This window comes from Pseudomonas sp. Pseusp88 (assembly GCF_047303955.1).
Taxonomy (GTDB): Bacteria; Pseudomonadota; Gammaproteobacteria; order Pseudomonadales; family Pseudomonadaceae; genus Aquipseudomonas.
This window is the reverse complement of sequence record NZ_JBGLYM010000016.1, coordinates 64,816-83,199: the sequence shown is the minus strand read 5'-3', so window position 1 is coordinate 83,199 and position 18,384 is coordinate 64,816. Positions and strand designations below refer to the sequence as shown.

Sequence of the window (18,384 nt, the reverse complement as noted above, 5' to 3'; positions counted from 1 at the left end):
TGTCAATTCTTCGCGACGGCGGGTTTGTCCGTCGTAGCCGCTGCCTGCTCACGCCATCCGACAGCAAGGCCGTTGGAATAACGCAGGTCGATGCGGGCAATATTCGTAATCTGTTCCTTGAGCGTCTTTTCGTATATCGCGATAAAACGGCGCATTTTCTCGACGAGATGATCTCGTCCCAGCAACAACTCGATACCCGGGCCTGAACTGCCAGCACCGGTGGTCAGAAACCAGCTGCCGCGCTCGCGCAATTCCAGGCGCGCGATCGAGAAGCCCAGCGGACGCAGCATCTGGCTCAGTACCTGGTACTGCTGCATCACCTGCTGTTGCGCACGCTGCGGGCCGAACAACTGCGGCAGATGCTCGTAGTTGGCCAACTCCCGCGGCGCAAACGCCTGGCCCTGGTTGTTGAGCAGGGCGCCATCGCCCCAGCGGGCCACCGGCAGTTGTTCTTCAAGCCGGATCACCACCTGGTCGGGCCACACGCGACGCACTTCGGCATGGGCGATCCAGGGCATGGTTTCCAGCTCGGTACGCATGCTGGTCAGGTCGATGGTAAAAAAACTCGCCGCCACATAGGGCGCAATACGTTGCTGCACAGCCTGCTGGCTGATGTAACTCAAATCGCCCTGCACGTTGATCCTGGTGATCGGCCGGTCGGCATAGGGCAACAGCCGTTGCGCCGCCTCATAGGCACCAAAGCCCAGCGCCACCAGCATAACCGGCCAGAACAGGCCCTTGAGGAACCCGAAACTCGGCTTGGGCATGCGCGCCGACAGTGGCTCCTTGGCCACCATGCGACTGGCACCACGCGGCACCGGCTTGCGGCCGGGAGCGGGTTGCTGTTGACGAGCCGACGCGCCGTGCATGCTTAACCTCGCGCCTCAACACTGTCGGCCAGAATCGCCAACACCAGTTGCTGGAAATCCAGCCCGACGGCACGTGCGGCCATGGGAACCAGACTGTGATCGGTCATGCCGGGAACGGTATTCACTTCCAGCAGCCAGAATTTACCGTCGGCGTCCTGCATCACGTCGGTGCGGCCCCAGCCGGCAATGCCGACGGCGTCGCAGGCCCGCGCGGTCAGGTCCATGAGTTCCTGTTCCTTTTCCACGGACAGCCCGCAGGGCATCCGGTACTGAGTATCGGAGGCCAGGTACTTGGCGTCGTAGTCGTAGAATGTGTGCGGAGTGCCCAGGCCGATCGGCGGCAGGATCTGGTCGCGCAGCGAGGCGACAGTGAACTCCGGACCTTGAATCCATTGTTCGACCAGAACTTGCGAATCATAGGTGCTGGCGGCTTTCCATGCGGCGATCAATTCGTCGGCGCTGGTCACTTTGGCCATACCAATACTGGAACCTTCATGGGCCGGTTTGACGATCAAAGGCAGGCCCAGTTCCGCTACCGCAGAAATACAGTCATTTACGTTGCCCAGCACGGCATGACGCGGCGTCGGCAGACCCAGGCTTTGCCAGACCTGCTTGGTGCGCAGCTTGTCCATCGCCAGGGCAGAAGCCAGTACACCGCTGCCGGTATAAGGAATCTCCAGGCACTCCAGCAGGCCCTGCATGGTGCCGTCTTCGCCGCCACGACCGTGCAGCACGATAAAGGCGCGATCGATTTTCTCGCTGGCCAGACGCTGCAACAGGTCATCGCCGACATCAATGCCGAACGCCTCGACGCCCGCGCTCAGCAGGGCTTCAAGCACCGCCTTGCCGGACTTCAACGACACCGGCCGCTCAGAGCTCTTGCCGCCGAAGAGCACGGCGACGCGGCCGAAGCTTTTCGGTTCAAGGGTCGAGATCAAGGCGGCTTGCACGGCGTTGCTCATTTCAACTTACCTTCAGTCGGCGCAACCACGGCACCCGCGAACAGCGGGCTGCGCAGCAGGCTCGGCGCCAGACCACCAATGTCGCCCGCGCCCTGGCACAGCAGGATGTCGCCGGCCCGCAGCAATGGCTTGACCAGTGGCGCCAGCTCGACGCCACGCTCGATGTAGATCGGGTCCAGTTGCCCGCGCTGACGGATGCTGTGGGCCAGCTGGCGGCTGTCGGCACCGGGAATGGGCTCTTCGCCCGCCGGATAGACTTCCATCAACAGCAGGACATTGGCGTCGTTGAGCACCTGCACGAAGTCGTCGTAAAGGTCACGGGTACGACTGAAACGGTGCGGCTGGTAGACCATCACCAGACGACGATCCGGCCAGCCACCACGTACGGCGTTGATCACCGCAGCGACTTCGCGCGGGTGGTGACCGTAGTCGTCGACCAGCATCACATGGCCGCCTTCGACCGGCAGTTCGCCGTACACCTGGAAGCGTCGGCCGACACCCTGGAAGCCCGACAGGCCCTGAACGATGGCTTCATCGCTGATGCCTTCGTCGGTGGCTATGCAAATGGTCGCCAGGGAGTTCAGGACGTTGTGGTTGCCCGGCATGTTCACCGACACGTCCAGTGGCTCGCGGTCGCGACGCAGCACGGTGAAGAACGTCTGCATGCCTTCCTGACGCACGTTGATGGCGCGCACGTCGGCATTTTCATGGAAACCGTAGGTCATGATCGGACGCTTGACCGACGGCATGATGTCGCGCACTACCGGGTCATCGATACAGACCACGGCCAGACCGTAGAACGGCAGGTTATGCAGGAATTCGACGAAGGTTTTCTTCAGTTTGTTGAAGTCGCCTTCGTAGGTCGCCATATGATCGGCGTCAATATTGGTGACAACGGCCACCAGCGGCTGCAGGTGCAGGAAACTGGCGTCGCTTTCATCGGCCTCGGCGATCAGATAGCGGCTGGTACCCAGCTGCGCGTTGGTACCGGCGGCGTTGAGACGGCCACCGATGACAAACGTCGGATCCAGGCCTCCAGCAGCGAACACCGAAGCGATCAGGCTGGTGGTGGTGGTCTTGCCATGGGTACCGGCGACGGCGATGCCGTGGCGATAGCGCATCAGCTCGGCGAGCATTTCGGCGCGCGGCACTACGGGAATGCGGCGCTCAAGGGCGCTGGCGACTTCCGGGTTGGACGTATTCACGGCGCTGGAAACCACCAGCACGTCGGCACCCGCGGTGTTTTCCGCCTGGTGACCGATAAAGATATGGGCACCGAAGGACTGCAGACGCTCGGTCACCGGCGAAGCCTTGAGGTCAGAGCCGGACACCTCATAACCCAGGTTCAGCAATACTTCAGCGATCCCGCACATGCCCACGCCGCCGATACCGACGAAGTGGATGCGACGGATACGGCGCATTTCCGGCTGTGGCATTGCGCGTTGATTCTCAACCATGGACCACCTCCAGGCAGGTATCGACGACAGTGTTGGTGGCGTTCGGCTTGGCCAGACGACGGGCCGTACGGGCCATGGTGTTCAGTTGTTCGGGTTGCATCAGAACCTCTTTCAGGCGCGCCGCCATTTCGGCCGCGCCGGTTGTCGCTTGTGGCATGACGAAGGCTGCACCTTCGCGGGCCAGGTATTGGGCATTGCGCGACTGGTGGTCGTCGATCGCATGGGGCAGCGGGATCAGCAACGAAGGCAGACCGGCTGCGGCCAGTTCGCTGATGGTCAGGGCACCGGCCCGGCAGACCACCAGATCGGCCCAGCCATACGCTTCGGCCATGTCCTGGATGAATGGCGCGACCTGCGCCTCGACACCGGCGGCGCGATAACGCTCGGCGGTGACGCCATCGTGTTGCTTGCCGGCCTGATGGAACACTTCGGGGCGCAGGTCCGCAGGGACCAGGGCCAAGGCTTCAGGCAGCAGTTTGTTCAACGGCTCGGCCCCCAGGCTGCCACCCAGTACCAGCAGGCGCGCGCGGCGACCTTGCAGGGCTTGCTTGGGTGTTTCGAAAAACAGCTCGGTACGCACCGGGTTGCCAGTGGTACGGCGCTTCGCCGAGACCGGGAAGGTATTGGGAAAAGCCTCGCAAATGCGGCTGGCAAACGAAGCCAGACTACGGTTGGCGGTACCGGCCACGGCATTCTGCTCGTGGATGACCAATGGCACCTTCGCCAGCTTCGCCGCCAGGCCGCCGGGGCCGGTGACATAGCCGCCGAAACCGATGACACATTGCGGCTTGAGTTCACGCATGACCTTGCGCGCCTGTTGCAGCGCCTTGAACAGCATGAACGGCGCCTTCAACAGCGACAGCTTGCCCTTGCCGCGCAAACCGGTGGCGTCGATAAGGTGCAGGGGGATTCCGGCGCCGGGCACCAGTTCGTTTTCGATGCCGCGCGGCGTCCCCAGCCAGTGCACCTTGTAACCACGGGCCTGAAATTCACGGGCACAGGCCAGCGCCGGGAACACATGTCCGCCAGTGCCGCCCGCCATGATCAATACGTTAGCGTCCATGGGGTGGCTCCTCGGCGAAGTCACTTTCGCTGAACTCGGTTTCTTCACTGCCCATGTTGTTGCGCGACTCCCACTCGATCCGCAGCAACAACCCCAGGCTGGCGCAACAGATCACCAGGGAACTGCCGCCGTAGCTGAGGAACGGCAAAGTCAGGCCCTTGGTCGGCAGCAGGCCGACGTTCACGCCAATATTGATCAGGAACTGACCGATCCACAGGAAGGACAGGCCATAGGCGACATAGGCCGCGAAATACTGTTTGGCGCGCTCGGCCCACATGCCGATGTACATGCCCCGGATACTGACGAAAACGAACAGGGCCACGGTGGCCAGGGAGCCGACCACACCCAGCTCCTCGGCCAGCACGGAGAATACAAAGTCAGTGTGGGCTTCAGGCAGGTAGAACTGCTTCTGCACGCTGTTACCGAGGCCCACGCCGAACCACTCGCCGCGACCGAACGCGATAAGGGCCTGGGTCAGTTGGTAGCCGGAGCCGAACTGGTCGGCCCACGGGTCGGTAAAGGTGGTCAGACGCGCCATCCGATAAGGCTGGGCCTGTACCAGGACGAATACTGCACCGACGGCCAGCACCACCATCAGGGTGAAGCGGAACAGGCCGACACCGCCAAGGAACAGCATGGCTGCCGCCGAGCCCATCATTACAACGGTGGCACCGAAGTCCGGCTCCATCAGCAACAGACCGGCCATGGGCAGCAGCACGATGAACGGCTTGAAGAAGCCCATCCAGCTCTCGCGTACTTCCTGCTGGCGGCGGACCAGATAGCCGCCAAGGAAGATCACCACGAACACCTTGGCGATTTCCGACGGCTGTACGTTAAACGCACCAAAGCCGATCCAGCGGATCGAACCATTGACCTCACGGCCGATGCCGGGCACCAGAACCATCAACAGCAGGCCAAAAGCGGCGATGAGCATCAGCCAGCCCAGACGCTGCCAGGTAGCGACGGGAATCAGCATGGTCACGCCGCAGGCACCGAGGCCGATCACCAGATAGATCAGGTGACGGATCATCATGTACAGCGGGTTGCCCGATTGCACGGCGGCCACTTCCGACGATGCGGAGGTGATCATCACCAGACCCAGGCCCAGCAGCGCCAGGCAACCGGCGAGCATCGGGAAGTCGACATCGATGCCACGGCCACTGATCAGCGGCGACGGATACGGCTTGATGACTCCGAGGATCATGCCAAGCCCTCCACTGCCTGCGCGAACAACCGACCGCGCTCTTCGTAATTCTTGAACATGTCCAGGCTGGCGCAGGCAGGCGACAGCAACACGGCGTCCCCGCTCTGGGCGACTTCGGCGCTGCGTTGCACGGCTTCTTCCAGACTATTCACGCGTATCAGGGGCACTGCATCACCCAGGGTCTGGGCGAGCCGTTCAGCGTCACGACCCAACAGGACCACGGCGCGGCAATGGGCGGCAACCGGCGCGCGCAGGCCGCTGAAGTCAGCTCCCTTGCCATCGCCACCGGCGATCAACACCAGCTTGCCGGAAATATCGGCCCCCAGACCTTCGATGGCAGCCAGGGCCGCACCGACGTTGGTGGCTTTGGAATCGTTGTAGTAGCTGACGCCTTCACGCTCACGCAGCCATTGGCAGCGATGTTCGAGCCCGGTAAAGGCGCGCAGGCTGCCGAGCATGGCATCCATCGGCAGTCCCACGGCATGACCCAGGGCCAGGGCCGCCAGGGCGTTGGCCTGATTGTGGGCGCCGCGCATCTTCAGCTCGCTGACGGGCATCAGGGTGTCGAACTGGAAGGCCAGGTATTTCTCGCCGTTCTCTTCGCGCAGGCCGAAGCCGTGGAAGTCCGGCTTGTTCAGGCCGAAGGTCCAGCATGGCTGGCCTTCGGTCATCAATGGCCGCGACAGGGCATCCTGACGGTTGACCACCACTTGCCGCGCGCCCTGGAAAATCCGGTGCTTGGCCAGGTGATAAGCCGGCAGGCCGCTGTAGCGGTCCATGTGGTCTTCGCTGATATTGAGCACGGTGGCCACTTCAGCACCGAGCTGAGTGGTGGTTTCCAGCTGGAAGCTGGACAGCTCCATGACATACAGCTCTGCGGCGTCGTCGAGCAGATCCAGAGCTGGCGTGCCCAGGTTGCCGCCTACAGCCACGCGCTTGCCGGCAGCAGCCGCCATCTCGCCGACGAGGGTGGTTACGGTGCTTTTCGCGTTAGAGCCGGTAATGGCAATGATCGGCGCCTTGGCGTTACGCGCGAACAGGTCGATATCGCCGGACATTTTCACGCCCCGCGCTGCCGCTTGCTGCAAGGCCGGCGTCGCCAGAGCCAGGCCGGGACTGACATACAACTCGTCGGCGCGGCAGAGGAATTCCACGTCCAGCTCGCCACAACGCACGTCCACCTGCGGATAGTCACGACGCAAGGTCGCCAGCTCCGGCGGATTCTCCCGCGTATCGGCCACGGCAAACGACACGCCCCGGTTCGCCAGGAAGCGAACCAGGGACATGCCGCTCTTGCCGAGACCGACAATGATGCGGAAGTGGTCAGACGCGATCAAAGACACTCGTTCTACCTCAACTTCAGCGTGGCAAGGCCGACCAGGACGAGAATCACGGTGATGATCCAGAAACGGACGATCACGCGTGGCTCGGGCCAGCCCTTGAGTTCAAAGTGGTGATGGATGGGCGCCATGCGAAAAACACGGCGACCGGTCAGCTTAAAGGAGGCAACCTGAATCACGACTGACAGGGTCTCCATCACGAACACGCCGCCCATGATGAACAGGACGATTTCCTGACGGACGATCACGGCGATGGTGCCTAGTGCAGCGCCCAGGGCCAGGGCACCAACGTCACCCATGAAGACCTGGGCCGGATAGGTGTTGAACCAGAGGAAGCCCAGGCCCGCGCCGATCAGTGCGCCGCAGAACACGATCAGCTCACCGGCGCCCGGTACATAAGGAATCAGCAGGTACTCGGCGAATTTCACGTTACCGGACAGGTAGGCGAAGATCCCCAGTGCGCCGCCGACCATGACCGTTGGCATGATGGCCAGGCCGTCGAGGCCGTCAGTCAGGTTGACCGCGTTGCTGGAGCCGACGATGACGAAATAGGTCAGGACGATGAAACCCGCGCCCAGGGGAATACCGACATCCTTGAGCATCGGGATCAGCAGCGTGGTTTCCACCGGCGATTGCGCGGTCATATAGAGGAACACGGCGGCGGCCAGGCCGAACACCGACTGCCAGAAGTATTTCCAGCGGCTCGGCAGCCCCTTGGAGTTCTTCTCGATCACCTTGCGGTAGTCGTCGACCCAACCAATGGCGCCGAACAGCAGGGTCACGGCCAGCACGACCCAGACATAACGGTTGCTCAGATCAGCCCACAGCAGGGTACTGATGCCGATGGCCGACAGGATCAGCGCGCCACCCATGGTCGGCGTGCCGGACTTGGACAAGTGAGACTGCGGCCCGTCGTTACGCACGGATTGACCGATCTGCTTATTCTGCAAGGCGCGGATCATCCATGGCCCCAGGCAAAGCGACAGCGACAATGCCGTAAGCACGCCGAGAATCCCGCGCAGGGTCAGGTATTGAAAGACCGCGAAGCCTTTATAGAACTGTTGTAAAAACTCGGCCAACAGCAGCAGCATTAATGTTTCTCCAGGCTGGTAGCGCACAAGGCGGCAACGACGTTTTCCATCGCAGCGCTGCGCGAACCCTTGATCAGAATGGTTGTTTGTGGATCCCGTTCGGCGTCCAGGGCAGCGATCAGGTCGGCTTGATTGGCAAAATGGCGCGCATGCTCGCCGAAGGCGCGCACGGCGTGAACCATCAACGGACCAACGGCGTACAGCGCCGAGACCTTGCCGGCTGCGTAGGCACCCACATCGTGATGCCCCTGCTCTGCCCAATCGCCCAGCTCACCGATATCACCCAGCACCAGCACGGTACGCCCGGCAAAACCGGTGAGAATATCGACGGCGGCGTTCACTGACGTCGGATTGGCGTTATAGGTGTCATCGATGACCCGCAACCCTTTGCTGGATAGCTGAGCCACGGTACGGCCCTTGACTGGCTGCACATTGTTCAGGCCTTCGACGATCCCGCTCAGGCTGACGCCCAATGCGGTGGCAGCAGCAGCGGCAGCCATGGCATTGGTCACGTTGTGGGTGCCGAGCAGATTCAGCTGTACCGCTGCCGAGCCTTCAGGGCTGTGCAGGGTAAAGGCCGGGCAGCCACGCGGATCCAGATGCAGATCGCTGGCGTGCAGGTCGGCCGCCGGGTTGTCCAGAGAGAAACTCAGCAATGGCCGGTTGCCTGCACGGGCTTTCCAGATCGGGAAGGCCTTGTCGTCCAGGTTGAGCACGGCGGTGCCGGTGGCAGTGAGCCCTTCGATGATCTCGCCCTTGGCCTCGACAATCTTGTCCGGGCCGCCAAACTCGCCGACATGGGCGGTCCCGGCATTGGTGATGATCGCAACGTGAGGCTGGGTCAGGCTGACAGTGAAAGCGATTTCACCGACTCGCGAGGCGCCCAGTTCGATCACGGCGGCGGCATAGTCAGTGTTCAGGTCGAGCAGCGTCAGCGGCACGCCCAACTCATTATTGAGGTTGCCTCGGGTGGCCAGGACCGGACCGCGGGTGCGCAGGATGCTGGCGAGCATCTCCTTGACCGTGGTCTTGCCACTGGAACCGGTGACCGCCGCCACTGGCCGGTCAATAAAGGCATTGCGACTCAGGGCACCCATCTGGGCCAGAGCCTTGCGTGTGTCCAGCACCACCAGTTGTGGCAGCGGCGCGTCAGGTATCTCACGCTCGACCAGGGCCGCAACAGCGCCACTGTCGCTTACCTGCTCCAGATAATCATGACCATCGAAACGCGGACCGGTCAGAGCCACGAACAGCTGGCCCGGTTTGATCGAGCGGCTGTCGATGCTGACGCTGTCGAAACTGCAATCGTCGCCGATCAGGCGTGCATCCAGAGGGGTGATCAGTTCGTGCAGGAACAATGGCTTAAGCATGAGCCACCTCCCATGTAGCCAGGGCCTTGGCCGCTTCTTCAAGATCGGAGAAGGCATGGCGCTCGCCGTTGATCTCCTGATAGTCCTCGTGACCCTTGCCTGCCAATACCAGCACATCGCCCGCACTGGCAGCGGCGATCAGCTCGGCGATGGCCTGGCCACGGCCTTGGACAAAACGGACTTTTTCGGCATTGAGGAAGCCAGGACGGATATCGTCGAAAATCGCCGCAGGCACTTCACTGCGTGGGTTGTCGTCGGTGACCAACACGCCATCGGCCAGACGCTCGGCGACTTCGGCCATCAACGGACGCTTGCCGCGATCACGGTCGCCACCACAGCCGAACAGGCACAACAGCTGGCCCTTGGCATGGGGACGCAATGCTTCGAGAACTTTTTCCAGGGCATCAGGGGTGTGGGCGTAATCGACCACGACCAGTGGCTGCGCACCGCCGCCCAGACGCTGAATACGGCCCGCAGGGCCCTCCAGCTTCGGCAATACCGCAAGAATTTCATCGAGGGCGTAATCCATCCCCAACAAGGCGCCGACCGCAGCCAGCACGTTGCTCAGGTTGAAACGACCAAGCAGCGTGCTGCGCAAGAAATGCTCGCCATGACGGGTCACCAGCGTGGCGCGCACGCCGTCATCGTCGAACTGCGCATCGCGGCAATAAAGAGAAGCCGCAGGGTCCAGCAGGCTGTAAGTGATAAGCCGCGATTCATGCTCTTCGTCAGCCAGGCGGCGACCGAACTCATCATCAAGGTTGATCACCCGGCAGGCCAGATTCGGCCAGGCGAACAGCTTTGCCTTGGCGTCGCCATAGGCCTGCATGGTGCCGTGGTAATCCAGATGATCCCGGGACAGGTTGGTCAGCACCGCCACATCGAAGGCCAGGGCCGCGACACGGCCCTGATCCAGACCATGGGACGACACTTCCATTGCCACGGCGCGGGCACCGGCTTTCTTCAATTCAGAAAGCGTGGCCTGTACCGAAATGGCGTCCGGAGTGGTCAACATGCCGCTTTGCAGGGCGCCATGGAAACCGCTGCCCAAAGTGCCGAGCAAACCGCAACGCTGGCCAAGCAGCTCCAGAGCCTGGGCAACCAGCTGGGTGACGCTGGTCTTGCCATTGGTGCCGGTCACGCCGACCAGATTGAGGCTGCGGCTCGGGTCGCCATAGAAACGCCCGGCCACGGCGGACAGTTGGGCCGCCAGATTTCTCACCGGAATCAATGGCACATCCGTGATCGGCAGCACAGTCGCCCCCGCCGCCTCATAGGCCACAGCGGCAGCGCCGCGGCTCAGGGCATCGGAGATATGATCGCGACCATCGACCTTGCCGCCAGGGATCGCCAGGAACAGATCACCGGCGCGCACCTTGCGGCTGTCGAGTGCCAGCTCGCGAATCAACAGATCGCGCTCGGCATGGGGAAACAGCGTATTCAAATTAAGAGACATCAGCCACGTCCTCCTTTGACAGGAACCGGCACTGCATTGGCCGTTTCCTGCGGCTGTGCTGTCAGGTTGTCCGGGGTAACGTTCATCAGGCGCAGGGTGCCCGACATCACTTTGCTAAACACCGGGGCAGAAACCAGACCACCGAAGTAACCGCCTTTGCTCGGCTCATCGATCACCACCACGACGGCGTAGCGCGGGTTGCTCATAGGCCCGAAACCGGCGAACAGCGAGCGGTAGGCGTTCTCTTCATACCCCTTGGTGCCCACCGACGTCTTACGCGCGGTACCACTCTTGCCGGCAACGTGATACGACGGCACACGGGCGCGATACACGCCGCGCGGATCTTCGATCACCTGCTGCAACATGCCCTGCAAGGTCTTGGCGGTTGCTTCCGGAATCGCCTGCACAGCCGTTGGCGGGGCGTCGGACTTGAGAATGGTCAACGGCACGATACGGCCATTGTTGGCCAGCGCCGCATAGGCGTGCACCAGTTGCAGAGCCGTTACCGACAAACCGTAGCCGTAGGACAGGGTCGCGGTTTCCGCCTTGCGCCATTCGCGGTAGTTCGGCAGGTTGCCCACGCGCTCGCCGGGGAAACCCAGACCGGTGTACTGCCCCAGGCCAACGCGCTGCATGGCACGGAAAATCGCCTCACCACCCACATCAAAGGCCACCTTGCTCATCCCCACGTTACTGGAGTTGATCAGGATGCCGGTCAGATCGAGAACAGGACCTTCGGTCTTGGTCACGTCACGGATGGTGTATTTGCCGATCTGCAGGGTACCTGGGTAGACCTCGACCTTGTCGCTTGGCTTCCAGCGGCCGCTGTCCAGCGCGGCGGTCATGGAGATCGGCTTCATGGTCGAACCGGGCTCGAACACATCGATGATCGCGCGGTTACGCATGGCCGCCGGGACCATGGTGCGCCGATTGTTCGGGTTGTAGGTTGGCTGGTTGACCATCGCCAGGACTTCACCGGTCTTCACATCCATGATCACCAGACTTCCCGCCTTGGCATCATTCTCGAGGATGGCGTTGCGTAATTCGCGAGTAGCCAGATATTGCAGGCGTAGATCAATAGACAAAGCCAAGGTCTTCCCGGCCTTGGCGTTTTTGGTGACCTGGACATCCTTGATAAGGCGTCCCTTTCGGTCCTTGATAACCTGTCGTCGACCGGGGACGCCGGCCAGCCAGTCATCGTAGGCAAGCTCGACGCCTTCGCGGCCGTGGTCATCCAGGTCGGTGAAACCGACCATATGGGCGGTCACATCACCGGCCGGATAGAAGCGACGGAACTCTTCGATGGCGTAGACGCCGGGGACTTTCAGATCAACGACCGACTGGCCCTGCTCCGGGGTCAGGCCACGGACCAGATAGATGAATTCCTTGTTGGCCTGACTGTCCAGGCGCTCGGTCAGGCTTTTCAGGTCCTGGCCCAGAGCGGCAGCGAGGGCCGGCCACTTGGACTTGTCCACCTGCATTTCTTTGGGGTTGGCCCACAGCGTAGTCACCGGCGTACTGACGGCCAGAGGCTCGCCGTTGCGGTCGGTGATCAGGCCACGGTGTGCCGGAATGGGAATGTGCCGCACGCTGCGCGCGTCACCCTGTTCCTTGAGGAAGGTGTGGTCGACGACCTGCAGATCGATGATCCGCCAGGAAATCGCGGCAACCATGATGGTGAGCAGACCCACCACGACGCGAAAGCGCCACGGGTAGAGTGCCCCTTCCAGCTTCATCATGGTGCGACCATCCTGATATCGGCCGCATTGGGGATACGCATCTTCAACTGATCAGTGGCGAGTTGCTCGATACGGCTGTGGGCGGTCCAGGTGCTCTGCTCGAGAATCAGCCGGCCCCACTCGGCCTGCGCCTTGTCGCGCACGCTGAGTTCGGAATAGAGGGAGTTAAGCAGTTGCCGGTTCCAGTGAGCGCTGTAGGAAACAGCGATTGCCGACACCAGAACGGCAATGAACAACAGCAGCATAATGAAACTGCCGGTGGGCAAAGGCTTCAGAAACAGCCGACTCATCGGAGCTTCTCCGCCACACGCATGACCGCGCTGCGCGAACGCGGATTGGCACGGGTCTCTTCATCGGAGGCGAACTGCGCCTTGCCGATCAGACGAATTTTCGGTTCGAACGCCTTGTGCTGGATCGGCAGGTTGCGCGGCATATTGTCTGCCTCACCCTTGACCAGCTTGCGCATGAACAGTTTGACGATGCGGTCTTCCAGCGAGTGGAAGCTGATAACCACCAGACGACCACCAATTTCCAGGGCTTCAAGGGCCGCTTCAAGACCGGCTTCCAGATCGCCCAGTTCGTTGTTGACGTGAATACGCAGGCCCTGGAACGCACGGGTCGCCGGGTTCTTGCCCTTTTCCCAGGCAGGGTTGGCGACCTTGAGCACTTCCGCCAGATCGCCAGTGCGCTCGAAAGGCTGCACTTCACGGCGCGCCACGACGGCACCGGCCATGCGCCGGGCATAACGCTCTTCACCGTATTCCTTGAAGACCCGGGCTATTTCTTCCACGGGTGCGGTGGCGATGAACTCGGCGGCACTCATGCCCCGACTCGGGTCCATGCGCATATCCAGGGGGCCGTCGTTCATGAAGCTGAAGCCGCGCTCGGGGTCGTCCAGTTGCGGCGACGACACGCCCAAGTCCAGCAGGATGCCACTGACCTTGCCCTCAAGACCGCGGCTTTGCAGCTCGGAACCCAGCTCGGCAAAGGTGCGCTGCACAATGACAAAGCGGCCGTCTTCGGCCGCTAGCGCTTGCCCGGTGGCAATCGCTTGAGGATCCTTGTCGAACCCTAGCAACCTGCCATCAGGGCCCAGATGCTGGAGTATCAACCGGCTGTGCCCGCCACGCCCGAATGTGCCATCCAGATAGCAGCCACCAGAACGCACCGCGAGAGCCTCTACAGCCTCGTCGAGCAATACGGTGATGTGGGTAAAGCCGCTATTTATAGTCACAGAATCAGATCACGCAGTTCATCAGGCATCGCGCCAGGTTTTTGAATGGCCGCAAGATCCGCATCAGCAAGAGCGTTCCAGGCGTCCTCGTCCCACAATTGAAACTTGTTCAGTTGCCCAACCAGCATCACGCGCTTGTCCAGCTTGGCGTAGTCGCGCAAACGCGGAGGAACAACAAAACGACCGCTGCCATCCAGCTCCAGGTCGACGGCATTGCCGATCAACAGTCGCTGCAAGCGGCGGTTCTCTTCGCGAAAAGTTGCCAATTCGCGCAATTTGGCTTCGATCAGTTCCCACTCGGAAAGCGGGTAAAGGCATAAACAGGGGTCTACAGCGTCAATAGTTACTATCAACTGGCCACCACTACGCGAATCCAACTCGTCGCGGTACCGGCTCGGCATGGCGAGACGTCCCTTGGCGTCGAGATTGATTGCGTTGGCACCACGAAACACGGCGCATTCTCCGAATTCTAACTATTTGCGCTGAAAAAACCCACTTCATGCCACTTTCTGCCACTTGCGCACACTATAGGAATGCGTCCACCACACCGTCAAGGCGCCGTCCTAAGGAAAACCCTTACAGAACGGAGATTTAGGAGCGGTTTCGGATGACGGAAGAGAATTTGGGCGAGGTTTTTCCAGATAAACTTGCGACAGCTCAAAAAGCTACGTGTCGAAGTTAAAGTGATTTGTCACATATAAGATTTTTTCGGAATTACCGACGAGCGCTTCTGCTTTGGAAAAACAGAAAGAAGGGAAAGGTGGAGAGTCGATCTGTAAGCCGGGTTCTGTCGAGGACAGTCATTCCTCTACGACGGCCATCACTGGACGTCTTTAGCAACCTACCCGGTTCCAGCGCGGGCCACGCCTAGGAACCCTATTTGGTCTTGCTCCGAGTGGGGTTTGCCTAGCCACGAACTGTTGCCAGTCGCGCGGTGCGCTCTTACCGCACCTTTTCACCCTTACCGGCGCCGAAGCGCTTAGGCGGTTATTTTCTGTGGCACTTTCCGTAGGCTCGCGCCTCCCAGGCGTTACCTGGCACTCTGCCCTATGGAGCCCGGACTTTCCTCCCCCCCTAAATGGCGAACCAAAAGGGGCAGCGACTGTCCAATCGACTCTCCGCCGCCAAGGGTATCGACACCAAGGCTTCAGGACAAGCTTTTACTCCGTTCATTACCGTTTCGTTACAGCTGCTTACTCAGGCTTTTGCTTGTCCAGCGCGACCTGGTAAAGCAGATTCTTGCGTACGCCGGTAATCTGCGCCGCCAGGGCCGCCGCACGCTTGAGGGGCATCTCCTCAAGCAGCAGATCAAGAATGCGCCGCGCTTCGGTGCCGATAACATCTTCGCCCTCAGGCTCCGACCAACCCGCCACCAACACCACGCATTCGCCGCGCTGCTGATTGCTGTCGGCTTCGACAAAGGCGCGCAACTGGGCCAACGGCAATCCCTTGAGCGTCTCGAACGTCTTGGTCAGCTCGCGACCCAGCACTGCCGGACGCTCACCGCCGAAGACCTCTTCCAGATCCTGCAGACATTCAAGGATGCGATGGGGCGCCTCATAGAAGATCAGGGTGCGCGGTTCTTCCTTGAGCAATTCCAGGCGCGCGCGACGCCCCACCGCCTTGGCGGGCAGGAAACCTTCGAAAATGAAGCGGTCCGAGGGCAAACCGGCCGCCGACAGCGCGGCGATCAACGCACAGGCGCCTGGCACCGGCACCACTGGAATCCCCGCCGCCCGCGCCTGGCGCACCAGGTGATAGCCCGGATCGGAAATCAGCGGCGTACCGGCATCGGAAATCAACGCGACGTCATCGCCCGCCAGCAGACGCGCAATAAAGCGGCTGCCCTCGTCCCGCTCATTGTGCTCATGACAGGCGGCCAATGGCGTGGCGATACCAAAGTGTTGCATCAAACGTAACGAGTGCCGGGTATCTTCAGCGGCGATCAAGGCCACCTCGCGCAGTACCTTCAGGGCCCGAACGCTCATGTCATCCAGATTGCCAATGGGTGTGGCCACCACATAAAGCGAACCGGTCGTGGAATTCAAAGCACCTGTAGCAGTCAAAACGCCACCTCAATGGCTGTAGCCATGTGTTTAAAGAAGAATCGGCATTGTACAGGCTAAGCTGCTGCTACAAGGACACGCCAGGCCGTAACAAGGAGCAAGATCATGATTGAAGCGCGTTATCTCTACTTGAAACAAAAGAAAACCTCCGCAATTGCTCGGGCAAATCCCGGTCTGCGACTTATATCACCGCTTTAAACGCCACTAACGTCGCGCCCCGGCCAGTGCTTGGGTACAATTCCCCGCTAATTTGCTCGAGTATCAGGAACATATACATGATCGCTAGCTTGCGGCTGTTCTCTGCCCTCTGCCTTGCTGCCCTGTTGGTAGCTTGCGCCGGTTCACCTTCGTCCAGCCTTGGTGAACTGCCTCGCACCCCCGATGCCAGCATCGAGCAACTGCTCGATCAGGCTTCGACAGCCAAGACTGCGGACCAGGCCGCACTGCTCAGATTGAGCGCCGCCGACCTGGCCAACCAGCAAAACAACCCCGGCCGCGCTGCACAGATCCTGGCCCAGGTGCAACTGGATCAGCTCAAGCCCGCACAACAGATCTTCGCCAGCACCCTGGCTGCGGAACTGGCGCTGGGTCGCAACCAGCCCCAGGCGGCACTCGCCGCCTTGAGCCATCCGAGCCTGCAACGTCTGGCCGAACTGCCGGTTGAACAGCAGATTCGCACCCATATGACCATGGCTCGCACCTTTGAAGCCAATGGCCAGACCATGGCAGCCATCCGCGAACGCGTCATGACCGGCCCACTGCTGCAAGGCCAGCCATTGGCAAGCAACAACGACGCGATCTGGGCGTCGGTTGCGGCCCTGCCCCTGGACCAACTGCAAAGTACTGCCGATGACGACCTCGGCGGCTGGCTGAGCCTGGCTCGCGGCATCAAGCAGGCCGGCACCCTGGAGCAGCAACAGGCGGCCATCGATACCTGGAAAGCCCAGCACCCGAAGCACCCGGCCGCCCAACAACTGCCGACCACCCTGGCGCAACTGCGCGCCCTGACCAGCGAACCCCTGACCAAGATCGCCCTGCTGCTGCCGCAGGAAGGCTCCCTGGCTTCGGTAGCAAAAGCGCTGCGTGACGGCTTCATGGCCGCGCACTTCCAGGCCGAACAGGCCGGACAGAAGCCGCCATCGATTCAGGTCTTCGACAGCTCGCGCATCAATAACGTCGACGAGTTCTATCGCCAGGCCAAGGCCGCCGGTGTGCAACTGGTCGTCGGCCCGCTGGAAAAACCGCTGGTCAAGCAACTGGCCAGCCGCCCAAGCCTGCCGATCACTACCCTGGCGCTCAACTACAGCGATTCCAACACTGACGGCCCGCCGCAGCTGTTCCAGTTCGGCCTCGCTGCCGAAGACGAAGCCCGGGAAGTCGCCCGTCGTGCCTGGGCCGACGGCAAGCGCAGCGCCGTGGCCATGGTGCCGAAAGGCGAATGGGGTGATCGCGTTCTCGATGCATTCCGTCAGAGCTGGCAAGCCAAGGGTGGCAAGCTGATCGCCGCCGAACACGTCGACCAGCCGGTAGCACTGGCTCAGCAGATCGCCGAACTGTTCCAGCTGCGCAATAGCGAAGGCCGTGCCCAGCGCCTGCAGAGCACCACCGGTGCCGCCGTCGCCGCCCAGCCGTCGCGCCGCCAGGACATCGATTTCATGTTCCTTGCCGCCACACCGCAGCAGGCACAACAGATCAAACCGACCATGGTCTTCCAGTACGCAGGCGATGTTCCGGTCTATGCCACGTCGCACCTGTTCACCAACAGCAACGACCAGGCCCAGTACGCCGACCTCAATGGCGTGATGTTCTGTGAGACGCCTTGGCTGCTCAATGCCGAGGATCCGCTGCGCGCCCAGGTCATCTCACAATGGCCGCAAGCCGCAGGCCCGCTTGGCCGCCTGTATGCCATGGGTGTCGATGCCTGGCGTCTGGCACCGCGCCTGGATCAGCTCAAGGCGTTGCCTGACAGCCGCATTGAAGGCCTGTCCGGCAGCCTCAGCCTGAACCCGAGCCGCCGCGTCGAACGTCAGCTGCCGTGGGCCAAATTCGTCGATGGCAAGATCCAGCGCCTGCCGAACACCACTCCTTGATGACAGGCAATACCCGCAAGACCGCAGGGCGAGAGGCTGAAACTTTCGCCCTGCTGTATTTACAGCAACAGGGTTTGCAGACGATCACGCAAAACTGGTCGTGCAAACGAGGTGAGCTCGATCTGGTCATGCTCGACGGCGATACAGTAGTATTCGTCGAAGTTCGCTACCGGCGCCATGCAGGCTGGGGCGGCGCGCGAGAAAGCGTGGATCGGCGCAAACAGGAAAAGCTGATTCTTGCCGCGCAATTTTTTTTACAGAAGGAACCGCGCTGGAACCAGCACCCCTGTCGTTTCGACGTGGTGGCAATCGAGGGTGATCCTGGCCCCGACGCTCCGCTGCACTGGCTGAAAAACGCCTTCGACAGTTGATACACCGCTGCACAGCGCGATACCAGGCACTACCCAGATACCGATTTTGCTCTTTGTTATGCGGGCTGCACA

At 61.4% G+C, this 18,384-nt stretch carries 16 protein-coding genes and 1 other RNA gene; 2 read left to right on the top strand and 15 right to left on the bottom strand.

Features of this window, described 5'->3' with window-relative positions; translation table 11 throughout:
- Positions 1-2: 2 nt before the first annotated feature.
- The 15 genes from ACCD02_RS19665 to rsmI all read right to left on the bottom strand — a co-directional run bounded on the left by ACCD02_RS19665 (position 3) and on the right by rsmI (position 15,833).
- The gene (locus tag ACCD02_RS19665) at positions 3-869 is read right to left on the bottom strand and encodes a cell division protein FtsQ/DivIB (RefSeq protein ID WP_413305308.1); all 867 of its coding nucleotides are present in this window, start codon (positions 867-869) and stop codon (positions 3-5) included.
- Positions 870-871: 2 nt separating this feature from the next.
- Positions 872-1,831, bottom strand: coding sequence for a D-alanine--D-alanine ligase (locus ACCD02_RS19660; protein ID WP_413305306.1), 960 nt, complete (start codon positions 1,829-1,831; stop codon positions 872-874).
- On the bottom strand, positions 1,828-3,288 hold the full coding sequence (gene murC / locus ACCD02_RS19655; RefSeq protein WP_413305303.1) for a UDP-N-acetylmuramate--L-alanine ligase: 1,461 nt from the start codon (positions 3,286-3,288) through the stop codon (positions 1,828-1,830). Before murC ends, ACCD02_RS19660 begins: the two co-directional genes overlap by 4 nt.
- Positions 3,281-4,351 (bottom strand): undecaprenyldiphospho-muramoylpentapeptide beta-N-acetylglucosaminyltransferase, encoded by a 1,071-nt coding sequence (gene murG, locus ACCD02_RS19650; RefSeq protein WP_413305300.1) that lies wholly within the window; start codon positions 4,349-4,351, stop codon positions 3,281-3,283. The genes murC and murG overlap by 8 nt, the downstream gene beginning before the upstream one ends.
- On the bottom strand, positions 4,341-5,552 hold the full coding sequence (gene ftsW / locus ACCD02_RS19645; protein WP_413305435.1) for a putative lipid II flippase FtsW: 1,212 nt from the start codon (positions 5,550-5,552) through the stop codon (positions 4,341-4,343). Before ftsW ends, murG begins: the two co-directional genes overlap by 11 nt.
- The gene (gene murD, locus ACCD02_RS19640) at positions 5,552-6,898 is read right to left on the bottom strand and encodes a UDP-N-acetylmuramoyl-L-alanine--D-glutamate ligase (RefSeq protein ID WP_413305297.1); all 1,347 of its coding nucleotides are present in this window, start codon (positions 6,896-6,898) and stop codon (positions 5,552-5,554) included. Before murD ends, ftsW begins: the two co-directional genes overlap by 1 nt.
- A gap of 5 nt (positions 6,899-6,903) precedes the next feature.
- Positions 6,904-7,986, bottom strand: a complete 1,083-nt coding sequence (gene mraY / locus ACCD02_RS19635; RefSeq protein WP_413305295.1) for a phospho-N-acetylmuramoyl-pentapeptide-transferase — start codon at positions 7,984-7,986, stop codon at positions 6,904-6,906.
- Entirely contained in the window at positions 7,986-9,356 is a 1,371-nt protein-coding gene (locus ACCD02_RS19630) for a UDP-N-acetylmuramoyl-tripeptide--D-alanyl-D-alanine ligase (protein ID WP_413305292.1), read from the bottom strand. The genes mraY and ACCD02_RS19630 overlap by 1 nt, the downstream gene beginning before the upstream one ends.
- Complete coding sequence (locus ACCD02_RS19625; protein WP_413305290.1) at positions 9,349-10,812, bottom strand: UDP-N-acetylmuramoyl-L-alanyl-D-glutamate--2,6-diaminopimelate ligase; 1,464 nt, start codon at positions 10,810-10,812, stop codon at positions 9,349-9,351. Before ACCD02_RS19625 ends, ACCD02_RS19630 begins: the two co-directional genes overlap by 8 nt.
- The gene (locus ACCD02_RS19620; protein WP_413305432.1) at positions 10,812-12,548 is read right to left on the bottom strand and encodes a peptidoglycan D,D-transpeptidase FtsI family protein; all 1,737 of its coding nucleotides are present in this window, start codon (positions 12,546-12,548) and stop codon (positions 10,812-10,814) included. The genes ACCD02_RS19625 and ACCD02_RS19620 overlap by 1 nt, the downstream gene beginning before the upstream one ends.
- On the bottom strand, positions 12,548-12,841 hold the full coding sequence (gene ftsL / locus ACCD02_RS19615; RefSeq protein WP_413305288.1) for a cell division protein FtsL: 294 nt from the start codon (positions 12,839-12,841) through the stop codon (positions 12,548-12,550). Before ftsL ends, ACCD02_RS19620 begins: the two co-directional genes overlap by 1 nt.
- On the bottom strand, positions 12,838-13,785 hold the full coding sequence (gene rsmH / locus ACCD02_RS19610) for a 16S rRNA (cytosine(1402)-N(4))-methyltransferase RsmH (RefSeq protein ID WP_413305285.1): 948 nt from the start codon (positions 13,783-13,785) through the stop codon (positions 12,838-12,840). Before rsmH ends, ftsL begins: the two co-directional genes overlap by 4 nt.
- Positions 13,782-14,237, bottom strand: a complete 456-nt coding sequence (gene mraZ, locus ACCD02_RS19605; protein ID WP_259098363.1) for a division/cell wall cluster transcriptional repressor MraZ — start codon at positions 14,235-14,237, stop codon at positions 13,782-13,784. The genes rsmH and mraZ overlap by 4 nt, the downstream gene beginning before the upstream one ends.
- Positions 14,238-14,545: 308 nt before the next feature.
- Positions 14,546-14,903, bottom strand: an RNA gene (rnpB, locus tag ACCD02_RS19600) — RNase P RNA component class A.
- Between the two features lie 75 nt (positions 14,904-14,978).
- Positions 14,979-15,833: a 16S rRNA (cytidine(1402)-2'-O)-methyltransferase gene (gene rsmI / locus ACCD02_RS19595; RefSeq protein ID WP_413305429.1), complete on the bottom strand. Its 855-nt coding sequence runs from the start codon at positions 15,831-15,833 to the stop codon at positions 14,979-14,981.
- Between the two features lie 293 nt (positions 15,834-16,126).
- Here rsmI and ACCD02_RS19590 point away from each other — a divergent pair, with 293 nt between their 5' ends.
- A complete protein-coding gene (locus tag ACCD02_RS19590) occupies positions 16,127-17,941 on the top strand; it encodes a penicillin-binding protein activator (RefSeq protein ID WP_413305282.1) in 1,815 nt (604 codons plus the stop codon).
- Positions 17,941-18,312, top strand: a complete 372-nt coding sequence (locus ACCD02_RS19585; RefSeq protein WP_413305279.1) for a YraN family protein — start codon at positions 17,941-17,943, stop codon at positions 18,310-18,312. Before ACCD02_RS19590 ends, ACCD02_RS19585 begins: the two co-directional genes overlap by 1 nt.
- Positions 18,313-18,384: the final 72 nt, after the last annotated feature.